A 12,276-nucleotide genomic window follows, 5' to 3' on the forward strand; every position below is an offset into this window, starting at 1 on the left:
CCGCCGCCCCGGCACACGCACACGGCACGCCCCGGCCACCGGCGAGCGTTCCCGGCCCGTCCCAGGCCGACCCACACGCCCCGCTCGGCGGCCCACCCGGCGAGCGCCCGGCCCCGGCGGCACCCCCCGCCGCCCCGGCACACGCACACGGCACGCCCCGGCCACCGGCGAGCGTTCCCGGCCCGTCCCAGGCCGATCCCCACGCCGCGCACGGTCGCGTACCCGGCGAACCTCCGGTCCCGGCGCCGTCCGGCGGCGTCCCGGACGTGCCCCCCACCGCCCCCGCACGCGCTCACGACACACCCCGACCACCGGCGAGCACTCCGAACACACCTCGGGCCGACCCGCGCAACCCGCTCGAGGGCCCGCCCGGCGAACACCCGGCCCCGGCGGCGCCCGGTGCCGCGCCGGGCGGCACCGGGCCGATCGGCGTGGGGAGCGGCGGCAAGTTCCAGTCCGGGCACGCGCACGGCTCCCCGCGTCCGAACGTCGGCGGGCCGAGCGGGCACGAGGCGGCCACGGGCGACGCGCCGTCCGGGTACCCGGGCGCCCCGGTACACGCAACGGGCGCACCGCAACCCGCCGCGCCCGAACCGGGCGTTCCCGGCGGGCCCGCTGCTCCCGGCCCGCGGCCGTCTGCGAGCGCGCGCGGGGACGATCCGGGTGACGTGCTCGTGGTCGGGGCCGGTGGGCGGTCGGTACCGCCCCCGGGCGCCGCGCCCGGCGGCGCGGCGCCCGGGCATGTACCGGACGCGGGCGGGGAGGACGTCGCGGCGGGGCGGCCGGTCGTGGTGATGCAGAAGGTCGTGCGGGGCGACCATGTCCGGCATTACCTGGAGGGCGGGTACGACCTGGTCGCCGGGTACGTGCACCGGTTCGAGGACGTGCGGGGGCTCGGCACTCCGGCGGCGGTCGTGCGGGCGCTGGGGCTCGTGTACGAGGGGTCGCCGTTCAGCCCGGCGGACGAGCAGGTGTTCGTGATCCGCTGGGCGGCGGTGAAGCCCGGGTTGTTCCGGCGGCCGCTGGGCGGGATCGACGAGTGGAGCATGGGGATCGTCCCGGGCGGCTGGGTGATCGAGAAGGCGCCGTTCCCGGGGTCGGGGTACGCGCCGGGCGAGGGGCCGTCGATCCCGGAGTTCAAGATCGACAGTCAGCGGCTGCCGCACGGCGCGGAGCTGTACCGGCTGGACGCGCAGGGGACGGAGCGGCTCGTGGCCGTGTTCGACGCCGATCTGCGCAGGTGGCACGTGAAGCTGCCGGGAGGACGCGCGTGATCAGGCACGGGTTCTACGCGAGGTGGCGGGGGGCCGAGTTCGAGGCGAGCCCGGACGGGGACCTCGTGCGGCTGTACGCGGAGCGGGAGGCCGAGGGGTTCCGGCGGGTCATGCCCGACCGGTACCTGCGGGTGGTTCCGGCGGCGGAGGTCGATCACCTGCACTACGTCACGACCCGGTGCGTCTGGCGCGGGGAGCCGTTCGTGGTGCTGGGCGAGCAGGACGGCTGGCTGCGGGTGGAGTACACGGGCGGGAGGGCGCCGGTGGCGGAGCGGCTCGGGCTGGAGAGGTTCGACCGGGGCGTCTACCAGGCGTGGGCGTCGCGGCACGAGGTCGAGGACGTCCGCGAGGAGATCGTCTGAGAAGGTCGTGGCATGGCGGTCATCGACATCAACGCCGACCTCGGTGAGGGGTTCGGGATCTGGGAGCTGGGCGACGACCTGGCGCTGCTCGACGTGATCACCAGCGCGAACGTGGCGTGCGGGTTCCACGCGGGCGATCCGCTGATCATGCGGCGGGTGTGCGCGGCGGCGGTGGAACGCGGGGTGACGATCGGCGCGCAGGTGTCGTACCGGGACCTGGCCGGGTTCGGCCGCCGGGAGATGGACGTGGCGGCGCCGGAGCTGACGGCGGAGGTGCTGTACCAGCTCGCGGCGCTGGACGGGATCGCGCGCGCGGAGGGCGGGCGGGTCGCGTACGTGAAGCCGCACGGGGCGCTGTACAACCGGGTGGCGCGCGACGAGGCGCAGGCGCGGGCGGTGGCGGACGCGGTGCGGGCGTTCGACGCGTCGCTGCCGCTGCTGACGCTGCCGGGGTCGGTGGTGCACGAGGTCGCCGGGGGGTTGACGGTGGTGGCGGAGTGCTTCGCGGACCGCGCGTACACGCCGGCGGGGCGGCTGGTGCCGCGGCGGGAGGCGGGCGCGGTGGTGCACGACGCCGGGGAGGTCGTGCGGCGGGCGGTCCGGATGGCGGTGGACGGCCGGGTCGCGGCGGCGGACGGGACGGATGTGGAGCTGCGGGCGCGGTCGATGTGCGTGCACGGCGACACGCCGGGCGCGGTGGAGCTGGCGCGGGCGGTGCGGGCGGCGCTCACGGAGGCGGGCGTCGCGCTGGAGCCGTTCGCGTGAGGGTGCTGCGGGCGGGGGACGCGGCTCTCCTGGTGGAGACGGACGATCTGGCGAGCGCGCACCGGCTGGACGCGGCGCTGCGGGACGCCCGTCCGGCGGGGGTGGTCGACGTGGTGCCGGGTGAGCGGACGGTGCTGGTCGTCGCCGAGCCGGGCACGGACATGGACCGGCTGGCCGGTGCCCTGCCGGCTCTGCCGTCGCCGGAGGACGCGGAGGCGGGCGCGGAGCCGGTGGAGATCCCGGTCGTGTACGACGGGGCGGATCTCGAGGAGGTCGCGGAACTGACCGGGCTCTCGGCGGACGAGGTGGCGCGCCGCCACTCGGACGCCTGGTACACGGTCGCCTACCTGGGGTTCTCGCCCGGTTTCGGGTACCTGACGGGGCTGGATCCGGTGCTGCACGTGCCGCGGCGGGAGTCGCCGCGCACGGCCGTCCCGGCGGGCTCGGTGGCGATCGCGGGACGGTACGCGGCGGTGTACCCGTCGCGGTCGCCGGGCGGGTGGCGGCTGCTGGGGCGGACGGCGGCGGTGCTGTGGGACGTCGAGCGCGATCCGCCGTCGCTGCTGCGGCCGGGGACGCGCGTCCGGTTCGTCCGTTGATCGAGGTCGTCCGGCCGGGGCCGCTGGCGACCGTGCAGGACCTCGGCAGGCCCGGCCTCGCGCATCTGGGGGTTCCCCGGTCGGGTGCGGCGGACGGGCGCGCGTTCAGGCTCGCGAACCGGCTCGTGGGCAACCCCGAGGGCGCGGCGGGCGTGGAGCTCACGTTGGGCGGGGCGGCTTTTCGCTTCCACCGTGCGGCGTGGATCGCGGTCACGGGCGCGACGCTCCCCGTGAGCATCGGGGGCCGCCCGTACGGGACGAACGCGCCGTGCCATGTTCCGCCGGGTGCGGTCGTCGAGTTCGGCATGCCCGTCTCCGCACTGCGCAGTTACGTGGCCGTGCGCGGTGGGGTCGCGGTGGACGCAGTGCTCGGAAGCCGTTCCACGGACCTGCTGTCGGGGCTCGGTCCGGCGCCGTTGAAGGCCGGAGACCGAATTCCGTTGGGTTCCGTCAGGGGGCTTGACCCGCTCACCGTCGACGTGGCGCCCGGGCCGTCCATGCCGGAGACACCGGTACTGCGGGTCTTGCCCGGCCCTCGGGACGACTGGTTCGCGCCGGACGCGCTGCGCACGCTCACGTCCGCCGTGTACCGGGTGTCGCCGGACAGCAACCGCGTCGGGGTCCGCCTGGACGGCCCGGCGCTGCAACGGTCGCGCCACGGTGAACTGGGCAGCGAGGGAATGGTCACCGGGTCGGTGCAGGTTCCGCCGAGCGGGCTCCCCATCGTCTTCCTGGCCGACCATCCCACCACCGGCGGCTACCCCGTCATCGCGGTGCTGGCCGCCGCGTCCGTCCCGGACGCCGCGCAGCTGCGCCCGGGACAGCGGGTGCGGTTCTCGGCCCAGGCCGGCACCCGGGCGGGCGTCTAGGTGAGCGGGGCGGGCGCCGACCAGTCCAGGTGCGAGACGTCGTTGAACCCGCGGACCTGCGCGAGGTCGCCGATCCGGACCAGCCGGGAGATCGACCCGTTGTCGGGGGCGAGGAACGCGAACGGCCGGGAGCCGGTCGCGGCGGCGAGGGCCTGCGCGATCACGCCGCCGTGGGTGAACACCGCGATGCGCCCGCCCGCGTGCTTCGCGGCGAGCCGGGTGAGGGCCTCCTCGACCCGCGCGGCGAACGCCTCGGACGGCTCGGCGCCGGGGATGACGTCCCAGCGCTCCTCGGCGAACATCCGCTGCGCGATCGCGTCGTTCTCGGCGACCTTGCGGCGGAACGCGCCGCCCTCCCACTCGCCGAGGTGCACCTCGCGCAGCCCCGGTTCCACGGCGGGCTCCATGCCGAGCCGGCGGGCGAGCGGCGCGGCCGTCTCGTGCGTCCGGCGCAGCGTCGTCACGTAGAGGGCGTCGAAGGTCTCGCCGCCGAGCCGCTCGCCGACCTGCTCCGCCTGCTCCCGCCCCTCCGGCGCGAGCTCCGGGTCGCCCTGCCCGTCCACCAGCGGGAAGGGGACGCCGGCGCGGGCCGGGGCGGACGCGCCGTGCCGGATGAGCAGCACCTCCGTCGCACCGTCGGGGGCCTTGTACCGCGTCTGCCGGTATTCGACCGGCTCATCCCGCTCGTCCACGGTCCGAACACTAACGTCCGCCCCGCCGCCCGCGCCGGGCGGCCCGCCGGGTCAGGCCAGGGCGCCCCCGTCGATGTCGAGGACGGTCCCGGTGACGAACGACGCCCCGGGGCTGACGAGGAACGCGACGCCCGCCGCGATCTCTTCGGGGCGCCCGTACCGGCCGAGCGCGTTGAGGCTCCGCTGGTGTTCGGCGGTCGGGCCGTCCGCGGGGTTCATGTCGGTGTCGGTGGACCCCGTCCGGACGACGTTCACGGTGATCCCGCGGGGGGCCAGGTCGCGGGCCGCGCCCCGGCTGTAGCCGATGACGGCGGCCTTGGTCGCGGCGTAGTCGGCCACCCCGGGGGAAGCGGTGCGGTGGGACAGGTTGGAGCCGATCGTGACGATCCGGCCGTCGTCGGCCAGCAGCGGCGCGGCGGCGCGGACGGCGGCGACCACCCCGCGCAGGTTCACGTCGTAGATGCGGTCGAACGCCGCGACGTCGTCGCCCTCCCCGCCGACCGGACCGTAGGAGATCACGCCCGCGTTGTTGACCAGCACGTCCAGCCGCCCGAAGTCGGCCGCGACCGTCCGGACCAGGTCCGCGACCTGCGCCGGATCGGCCATGTCCGCGCGGTAGGCGCCGCCCCGGCGGCCGGCCGCCTCGACGTCGCGCACGACCTCCGCCGCGCCGTCGGCGGACGCCACGTAGCCGACCGCGACGTCCGCGCCGCGCGCCGCGAGGGTCCGCGCGATCGCCGCGCCGATGCCCCGCGACCCGCCCGTCACCAGTGCCGTCTTGCCTTCGAGTTCCATGCGAGCCCCTATTGTGTACCGATCGGTATTGAACGCGACCTTACTATACTGATCGATACACAAACCAGGGAGGGAACGAGCGGATGCCGACCGGACGACCCCGCGAGTTCGACGTCGACGAGCGGCTCGACCGCGCCATGGACGTCTTCTGGCGCCTGGGCTACGAGGGCACCGCCCTGTCCGACCTGACCGCCGCGATGGGCATCAACCGGCCGAGCCTCTACGCCGCGTACGGCAACAAGGAGGAGCTGTTCCGCAAGGTGCTCGACCGGTACACCGAGGGCCCCGCCGGGTACGTCCGCGCCGCCGTGGCCGAGCCCTCCGCGCGCGCCGTCGCCGAGGCGATCCTGCGCGGCGCGATCGAGGTCGTCACCGGCGGCCCCGGCGGCTGCCTGCTCGTCCAGGGCGCGCTCGTCACCGGGCGGCAGAACGAGACCGCGCGCCGGGAGACCGAGGCGCGGCGGCGCTTCTCGGAGCAGATGCTCACCGGACGGTTCGAGCGCGCGCGCGTCGAGGGCGACCTCCCGCCCGGCACGGACACCGCCGCCCTGGCCCGGTACGTCTGGTCCGTCTCGTACGGCCTGTCGGTGCAGGCGGCGGGCGGCGCGGCACGCGAGGACCTGGAGCGCGTCGTGGACACGGCCCTCGGCGCCCTCCCCGGCGGCCGGCCCGCCGACCCCCCGCCGGACGCCTGACGGCCCCGCCTGGCGGCCTCACCGGGCGGCCTCACCGGGCGGCCCGCCGGTCAGGGCAGCAGGGGCCGCACCCGCGCGAGTTCGGCGTCGAGCAGGTCAGCGGGGACGTCCTCCCAGGTGGTGACGGCCACGTCGCCGTCTTCGGGCTGCCAGACGCCCGCGACGCGCCCCTCGTGCAGGACGACCGGGGAGATCCATCCGGCGGTGCGGCTCACCTCGCTCCGGTGCTCGGCCGGGATCAGGTACGTCGCGCCCGTCCCGGCGCCCAGGACGTACTGGTCGAAGGCGCCCAGGAGCCGGACGGGCGCCGCCGGCCCGGTGCCGAGCAGTTCGTCGCGGTGCTCGGCGAGCAGGTACATCGGGACGCCGTCCACGTCGACGGTGCACAGCTCGTCGCCGAGGGCGGCGAACCAGCCCTTGACGTCCTTCTTCCGGTTCGCCTTCCGCATGAGCCAGTTGTCGAACATGTCGGGCGTGGCGGGGCCGTGGGCGCCGAGGAACGCGCGGACGACCGTGCGCGCGGCCTCGTCGATCGGCGGCAGCCCCTTCCAGGAGGGCAGCCGCCCCTCCGGGGACGCGAACGTGACGCGGCCGCCCCGCGCGGGCCCGTGGCACAGCACGCCCCACCAGGCCAGGGGCTTGAGAAGGGTGCCCCACCCGGACCCCAGGACCTCCGCCAGATGCGCGGAACCGGTGTCGTCAACGATGGTCCGGGTCAGCTCGTCGCGGGTGAGGACGGCGCCGCCCGCCAGCGCGCGGGCGGCCGACTCGGCGATCGCCTCCAGGTCGGCGGGCGTGGCGCCGAACGCCCGCTGCCAGCTCGGCTTCTCCCAGTGCCGGGCGGCGCCGCACAGCACCAGGTACGCGGCGGCCTCGTCGGCGGGCAGCAGGTGCAGGGTGCCGCGCATCGCCCACGTCTTGACGAGCGTGCGCTCCTCCCCCAGGGCCCGGGCGGCCTCGCCCGGCTCCGGTGCCGCGCGCCGGACCGCCACGGCGAGCTCGGCGGACGACGCCACCTGCGCCTGCACGCCGCCGAGGCGGCGCGCGACCGCCACGGCGGACGCCGCGTCCGGGCGGTCGACGAACTGCCGCCGCATCCGCCACGCGAGAACCTGCTCCCACATCACCGAGGTCATCCCCCGATTCAACCGCACGCCGCCGACAGCTCAGGCGAGCCGGTGCGACAGCTCCGCGAACGCGTCGCGGACGTCCTCGGCGGTGAGGACGGTCAGGTCGGCGGCGGTCGCGGCCGGCCCCAGCTCGGCGGCCCGCAGCGCCCGGCACGCGCACGCCTTCTCGTACAGCGAGCGGGCGAAGCGGCCGTTGCCGAGCTCGTCGATGCGGCCGGTGCCGCAGGCCCGCTGGAAGACGAGCGCCAGGTCGTCCAGGGCGCGGTCCTCCCACTGGTCGCCGCCCTGCTCGGCGATCAGCTGCGCGATGCGCAGCAGCTCGTCGGGCCCGTAGGACGGGAAGTCGACGCGGACGTCGAACCGGGACGCCAGGCCGGGGTTGGACGACAGGAAACGGTCCATGTCGTCCTCGTAGCCGGCGAGGACGACGACGAGCCGGTCGCGGTCGTCCTCCGCGCGCTTGAGCAGGACCTGCACGGCCTCCTGCCCGAACGCGTCGCCGCCCGAGTAGCCCGGGTTGCTGAGCGCGTACGCCTCGTCCACGAACAGCACGCCGCCGAGCGCCGAGTCGACGACCTTGTTCGTCTTGAGGGCGGTCGCGCCGAGGTGCTCGCCCACCAGGTCGGCGCGCTGCGCCTCGACCACCTCGGGACGGGCGAGCAGCCCGAAGGCGGCGAAGATGCGGCCGAGGACGCGCGCCACCGTCGTCTTGCCCGTGCCGGGCGGCCCGGTGAACACGAAGTGCCGGGTCGGCGGGCGGGTGACGAGTCCCTGCTCCTGCCGCATCCGGGCGACCTGCAGCTGCGCGGCGATCTCCCGGACCTGCCGCTTCACCGGCTCCAGCCCGATCATCGCGTCCAGCGAGCCGAGCGCCTCCTCCAGCGTGGGCGTCTCGGCGTAACCGCGGAACCGCTCGGTGACCTCGGCGAACGCGGCCTCGACGTCCTCCGCGAGGAGCGTCGTCAGGTCGTCCGCGCTCGGCCCCGCGCCCGCCCCCGACGACGACGCCGCGTCGACCACGCGGACGTCCCGCGCGCGCGCCGCCGCCTCCATCAGCGACCGGACGAACCGCCCGTTGCCGAGGTCGTCGACGATGCCGCGCCGCTCGACCTCCTCGAACCGGGCGGCGAGCCGGCGGCGGGCGTCCGGGTCCAGCCGGTCTCCGCGCCGGGACGTGTGGTGCTCGGCGATCCGGAGCAGTTCGTCCGGCCGGTAGGACGGGAACCGGACGCGGGTGCCGAACCGGGACGCCAGGCCCGGGTTGGAGTCGAGGAACTCCGCCATCTGCGCGTCGTACCCGGCGAGGATGATCACCAGGTTGTCGCGGTCGTCCTCGGCGCGCTTGAGCAGCGTCTGCACGGCCTCGTCGCCGAACCGGTCGGGCTGCCCCTCCCCCGAGTTGACCAGCGCGTACGCCTCGTCGATGAACAGCAGCCCGCCGAGCGCGGAGTCGATCAGCCGGTTCGTCTTGAGCGCGGTGGCGCCGAGGTACTCGCCCACCAGGTCGGCGCGGTGCGCCTCGACGACCGCCGCCTCGGGCAGCAGCCCGAACGCGTAGAAGATCTTCGCGAGGACGCGGGCGACGGTCGTCTTGCCGGTTCCGGGCGGGCCGACGAACACGAAGTGCCGCATCGGCTTCTCGGTGGGCACCCCGGCGGCGGCGCGCAGGTGCGCGGCCTCGATCGACGCGGCGATCGAGCGGACCTGCCGCTTGACCGGCTCCAGCCCCACCATCGCCTCGAGCTCGGCGAGCGCCTCCTCGACCGAGATGTCCGGACGGTCGTCCGTGCCGCGCCCGCCCGGCGCGTCGGCTTCGGGGGGATCCGCCGGGTCGGCGGCGCGGGCCGCCGCGCGCTGCTCGTAGGCCGCCCGGGTCGCCGCGGGCACCCCGGCGGGCTGCGCCGGGCCGTCCCCGCCGGCCGCCCCGTCGTCGTCCCGCCGGTCCCGCCGGTCCCGCCGGTCCCGCCGGTCCCGCCGGTCCCGCCGGTCCCGCCGGTCGGGGCGATCGGGGCGCGGCCCGCCGGAGCCGGCGGCGGGCGGGGCATCCTCTTTCGGGGGCTTCGTCCCAGCCTGCTCCTGCACCCACCCGGTCTCGTACTCGTCCGCGGGCACGCTGCGGCGCGCCTGGTCCCACCGGTAGGCGAGGACGGCCAGTGCGGCGAGCCAGGCGGGGGCCGCGCTCGCGTCCGGCAGCGGCTGCGCCGCCGCGGCCGTGACCACGCCCGCCGCGCCCAGCGCGAGCACCGCCGTCCGCCACGGCGCGTACCCGCGCAGCCGGAACGCGACGACCGCGACCGGGACGGCCAGCAACGCCAGCAGGAACTCGGACGCCAGGTAGGGCGGGCGGCCGCCGTCCGGGTACAGCCGTCCCAAGGGGACCGACAGCGCGAGCCAGGAAGCCACCACCGCGACGACCGCCATACCCGTCGGCGAACGCAACGTCAGGTGCACCACGACGAGCAGGATCACGGCGAACGCGGCCGTGCCCAGCACCGGGCCGTCCAGCACCACCATGGCCGACAGCACGAGACCCACGAGAAGCAGCCCGCCCAGGAAGCGCACCCCGGGCGGGACCTGGAAATAGCGCCAGCGCAGGCGCTCGAAAAGATCCCGTGCCGCGACGCCGGACGCCGGGCGGGAGCGGGACCTGTCGAACGAATCCATCAAAAGCGAGTAAAGCGCAGTGGCGCGCGGAACGGGACTCCCCTGGCGCGGTTCGTCGTCTCTTACAAAGACACTTGCATCACCTCCCGGCAACCGAATGGAGCGTGCCCGGCCGCCCGGACCAGGACATTCGTCGCCCGCGACGCGCCCGGACGCGGGCGGGCCGGTCCGCGCCCTAGGATCTGGACGCCGGGCCGCGCCGATGCGGCCCGCCGACCGCGCACCACCCAGGGGGACTTCCGTGACCGACCCGACCGGTGCCCTGCCGGGCCTGGACGACTCCGCCGCCGGCGCGGATCCCGCGACGGCCGCACCGGCGGGCGTCCCGCGCGCCGCCGGGTACGAGATCGAGAACGAACTGCGCGCGGCGCTCGCCGCCGGCGGGCGTCCCGTCCGGATCGCCGGGGTGGACGAGGTCGGCCGCGGCGCCTGGGCGGGACCGGTCGTCGTGTGCGCGGCGATCACGGACCTGAGCGCCCCGCCCGTCCTGCCGGGCCGCGGCGGCCGCACCGTCGCGCTGACCGACTCCAAGCTGCTCACCCGCGCCCACCGCGAGGCGTTCGCCGAGGTCCTGCCCGGCTGGCTCACCGGGCACGCCGTCGGCGCGTCGGCCCCCGAGGAGATCGACGAGGTCGGGATGACCGAGGCGCTGCGGCGCGCCGCCGTCCGCGCGCTCGAGGCGCTGCCCGTCCCGCCCGACGCCGTGATCCTGGACGGCGGGCAGGACTTCCTGCGGCCGCCCTGGCGGGTCCGCTGCGAGGTCAAGGCGGACCAGCGGTCGGTGACGGTCGCGGCGGCGTCCGTCCTGGCGAAGGTCCACCGGGACCGGCTCATGGCCGACCTGGACGGCGAGCACCCCGGGTACGGGTTCGCCGACAGCGCGGGGTACCCGTCCCCCGCCCACCAGCGGACGCTGCGGGAGTCCGGGCCCACGCCGCACCACCGGCTCTCGTGGTCGTACCTGGACGATCTGCCGCGCTGGCGGCACCTCAAGAAGCATCGCGACCCGCTCGCCGGGGAAGGGCAGCTCAGCCTCCTCTGACCCGGCCCGCGCCGCCCTCCCGCGCGGCATGCGTCATCTCCCGAACCCCGGGTAAGGCCGGTTGAACGGGAGGTGGACCCATGGACGCTGTCGTGAAGAAGCTGCTGCGCGAGTCCGGGGAGACGTTCGCCGAAGAGGCGGGGTTCGAGCTCAAGGACACGCCCTCCGCGCTGTTCAAGCTGCTCGTCCTCGCCAACCTGCTCAGCGCCCGCATCTCGTCCGGCATCGCGCTGTCGGCGGCCCGCGAACTGTTCGCGGCCGGGGGCGGGACCGCACGCGGCATGGCCAGGCTGACCTGGCAGGAACGCGTGGACGCGCTGGGCCGCGGCCACTACGTCCGGTACGACGAGAGCACCGCGTCCCGGCTGGGCGACACGGCCGGGATCGTCCAGGACAAGTACAAGGGCGACCTGCGGCGCCTCGCCATCGAGGCGGAACGCGACCGGCGGCGGGCCGGTGAACTGCTCCAGGAGTTCCCCGGGATCGGGCCGACCGGCGCGGACATCTTCTGCCGCGAGGCGCAGGCCGTGTGGCCGTGGCTGCGCCCCTACATCGACGACCAGGTGAAGAAGGGCGCCGACCGGCTCGGCCTGCCCACCGATCCGGACGACCTCGCCGGCAAGGTCGCCGACAAGGACCTCGCCCGGTTCACCGCCGCGCTCGTCCGCGTCGGCCGCGACAAGAAGCTCGCCGACTCGTTCAAGGAGGCGGTCACAGCCGGACGATGACCTCGTCCACCGGCTTGCGGCCGATGTCGGGCACCATCGCCCCGTCCGCGGGGTACCCGACCGGGACGACGACGTACGCGCGCTCCTCCCGCGGGCGCCCGCACACCTCGTTCAGGAACCGCATGGGGCTCGGCGTGTGCGTGAGCGTCGCGAGACCCGCCTGGTGGAGCCCCGCCAGGAGGAAGCCCACGGCGATGCCGACCGACTCCTTTACGTAGTACGGACGCGGAGAGTGCGGGCCCTTGTGCACTTCGAACACGACGATGACCGCCGGTGCGTCCTCCAGGAACGGCTTGCGCCAGTCGGTGCCGATCGGCGCGAGCGCGTCCAGCCACTCCCGCGACGCGCGCCGCTCGTAGAACTCGCGTTCCTCCGCCTCGGCGGCCTCCCGCAGCCGCCGCTTGCGGGCCGGGTCGGTGACGACCACGAACCGCCACGGCTGCACGTTCGCCCCGCTCGGCGCGGTCGCCGCGGCGCGGATCGCGTCCTCGAGCACGCCGTCCGGGATCGGGCGGGAGGAGAAGTCCCGGACGGTGCGGCGCAGCGCCATCGTGTCGGCGAACGCCCGGACGCGCCCGGACGCCTCGCCGTCCGGAACGTCGAAACGGGGTGCGGGCACCACGGGGTACGGCGGCCGATCGCTCATACGCTCGTTCCTACC

13 protein-coding genes are annotated in these 12,276 nt (G+C 75.8%); 8 read left to right on the forward strand and 5 right to left on the reverse strand.

Going from position 1 to position 12,276, the window contains the following annotated elements:
- The first annotated feature begins 668 nt into the window (after positions 1-668).
- The 5 genes from ACFQ11_RS21815 to ACFQ11_RS21835 are packed head-to-tail and all read left to right on the forward strand — an operon-like array spanning position 669 to position 3,869.
- The gene (locus ACFQ11_RS21815) at positions 669-1,274 is read left to right on the forward strand and encodes a hypothetical protein (RefSeq protein ID WP_378301457.1); all 606 of its coding nucleotides are present in this window, start codon (positions 669-671) and stop codon (positions 1,272-1,274) included.
- Positions 1,271-1,636 (forward strand): hypothetical protein, encoded by a 366-nt coding sequence (locus ACFQ11_RS21820; RefSeq protein WP_378301459.1) that lies wholly within the window; start codon positions 1,271-1,273, stop codon positions 1,634-1,636. Before ACFQ11_RS21815 ends, ACFQ11_RS21820 begins: the two co-directional genes overlap by 4 nt.
- A 12-nt stretch (positions 1,637-1,648) precedes the next feature.
- Positions 1,649-2,401, forward strand: a complete 753-nt coding sequence (locus ACFQ11_RS21825; RefSeq protein ID WP_378301461.1) for a LamB/YcsF family protein — start codon at positions 1,649-1,651, stop codon at positions 2,399-2,401.
- Positions 2,398-3,000, forward strand: coding sequence for a 5-oxoprolinase subunit PxpB (pxpB, locus tag ACFQ11_RS21830; protein WP_378301463.1), 603 nt, complete (start codon positions 2,398-2,400; stop codon positions 2,998-3,000). The genes ACFQ11_RS21825 and pxpB overlap by 4 nt, the downstream gene beginning before the upstream one ends.
- Positions 2,997-3,869 carry a 5-oxoprolinase subunit C family protein gene (locus ACFQ11_RS21835; protein WP_378301466.1) on the forward strand — a complete coding sequence of 291 codons (873 nt, stop codon included), beginning with the start codon at positions 2,997-2,999 and terminating at the stop codon, positions 3,867-3,869. Before pxpB ends, ACFQ11_RS21835 begins: the two co-directional genes overlap by 4 nt.
- On the opposite strand, the gene ACFQ11_RS21840 is transcribed toward ACFQ11_RS21835, so the two are convergent.
- Entirely contained in the window at positions 3,866-4,561 is a 696-nt protein-coding gene (locus ACFQ11_RS21840; protein WP_378301468.1) for a histidine phosphatase family protein, read from the reverse strand. The genes ACFQ11_RS21835 and ACFQ11_RS21840 overlap by 4 nt on opposite strands.
- Positions 4,562-4,612: 51 nt before the next feature.
- Positions 4,613-5,356 (reverse strand): SDR family NAD(P)-dependent oxidoreductase, encoded by a 744-nt coding sequence (locus ACFQ11_RS21845; protein WP_378301470.1) that lies wholly within the window; start codon positions 5,354-5,356, stop codon positions 4,613-4,615.
- Between the two features lie 83 nt (positions 5,357-5,439).
- Between ACFQ11_RS21845 and ACFQ11_RS21850 the strand changes: the two genes are divergently transcribed.
- Positions 5,440-6,051, forward strand: coding sequence for a TetR/AcrR family transcriptional regulator (locus tag ACFQ11_RS21850; protein ID WP_378301473.1), 612 nt, complete (start codon positions 5,440-5,442; stop codon positions 6,049-6,051).
- Between the two features lie 50 nt (positions 6,052-6,101).
- On the opposite strand, the gene ACFQ11_RS21855 is transcribed toward ACFQ11_RS21850, so the two are convergent.
- Positions 6,102-7,187, reverse strand: coding sequence for a winged helix DNA-binding domain-containing protein (locus ACFQ11_RS21855; RefSeq protein ID WP_378301475.1), 1,086 nt, complete (start codon positions 7,185-7,187; stop codon positions 6,102-6,104).
- 30 nt (positions 7,188-7,217) lie between these two features.
- Positions 7,218-9,845, reverse strand: a complete 2,628-nt coding sequence (locus ACFQ11_RS21860; protein WP_378301477.1) for an AAA family ATPase — start codon at positions 9,843-9,845, stop codon at positions 7,218-7,220.
- Between the two features lie 346 nt (positions 9,846-10,191).
- Here ACFQ11_RS21860 and ACFQ11_RS21865 point away from each other — a divergent pair, with 346 nt between their 5' ends.
- Both ACFQ11_RS21865 and ACFQ11_RS21870 read left to right on the forward strand, forming a co-directional pair.
- Positions 10,192-10,887, forward strand: coding sequence for a ribonuclease HII (locus tag ACFQ11_RS21865; protein ID WP_378301550.1), 696 nt, complete (start codon positions 10,192-10,194; stop codon positions 10,885-10,887).
- Between the two features lie 80 nt (positions 10,888-10,967).
- Positions 10,968-11,615: an HhH-GDP family DNA glycosylase gene (locus ACFQ11_RS21870; protein WP_378301479.1), complete on the forward strand. Its 648-nt coding sequence runs from the start codon at positions 10,968-10,970 to the stop codon at positions 11,613-11,615.
- Here ACFQ11_RS21870 and ACFQ11_RS21875 read toward each other — a convergent pair.
- The gene (locus ACFQ11_RS21875) at positions 11,599-12,261 is read right to left on the reverse strand and encodes a nitroreductase family protein (protein ID WP_378301481.1); all 663 of its coding nucleotides are present in this window, start codon (positions 12,259-12,261) and stop codon (positions 11,599-11,601) included. The two genes, ACFQ11_RS21870 and ACFQ11_RS21875, sit on opposite strands and share 17 nt — an antisense overlap.
- Positions 12,262-12,276 lie beyond the last annotated feature (15 nt).

The organism is Actinomadura sediminis (genome assembly GCF_042675525.1).
GTDB classification, from domain to species: domain Bacteria; phylum Actinomycetota; class Actinomycetes; order Streptosporangiales; family Streptosporangiaceae; genus Spirillospora; species Spirillospora sediminis.

Coding starts and splice junctions, on each gene's coding strand:
- ACFQ11_RS21825 (WP_378301461.1), top strand. CDS start 1,649: ATGGCGGTCATCGACATCAACGCCGACCTCGGTGAGGGGTTCGGGATC.
- ACFQ11_RS21845 (WP_378301470.1), bottom strand. CDS start 5,356: ATGGAACTCGAAGGCAAGACGGCACTGGTGACGGGCGGGTCGCGGGGC.
- ACFQ11_RS21850 (WP_378301473.1), top strand. CDS start 5,440: ATGCCGACCGGACGACCCCGCGAGTTCGACGTCGACGAGCGGCTCGAC.
- ACFQ11_RS21855 (WP_378301475.1), bottom strand. CDS start 7,187: ATGACCTCGGTGATGTGGGAGCAGGTTCTCGCGTGGCGGATGCGGCGG.
- ACFQ11_RS21860 (WP_378301477.1), bottom strand. CDS start 9,845: ATGGATTCGTTCGACAGGTCCCGCTCCCGCCCGGCGTCCGGCGTCGCG.
- ACFQ11_RS21870 (WP_378301479.1), top strand. CDS start 10,968: ATGGACGCTGTCGTGAAGAAGCTGCTGCGCGAGTCCGGGGAGACGTTC.
- ACFQ11_RS21875 (WP_378301481.1), bottom strand. CDS start 12,261: ATGAGCGATCGGCCGCCGTACCCCGTGGTGCCCGCACCCCGTTTCGAC.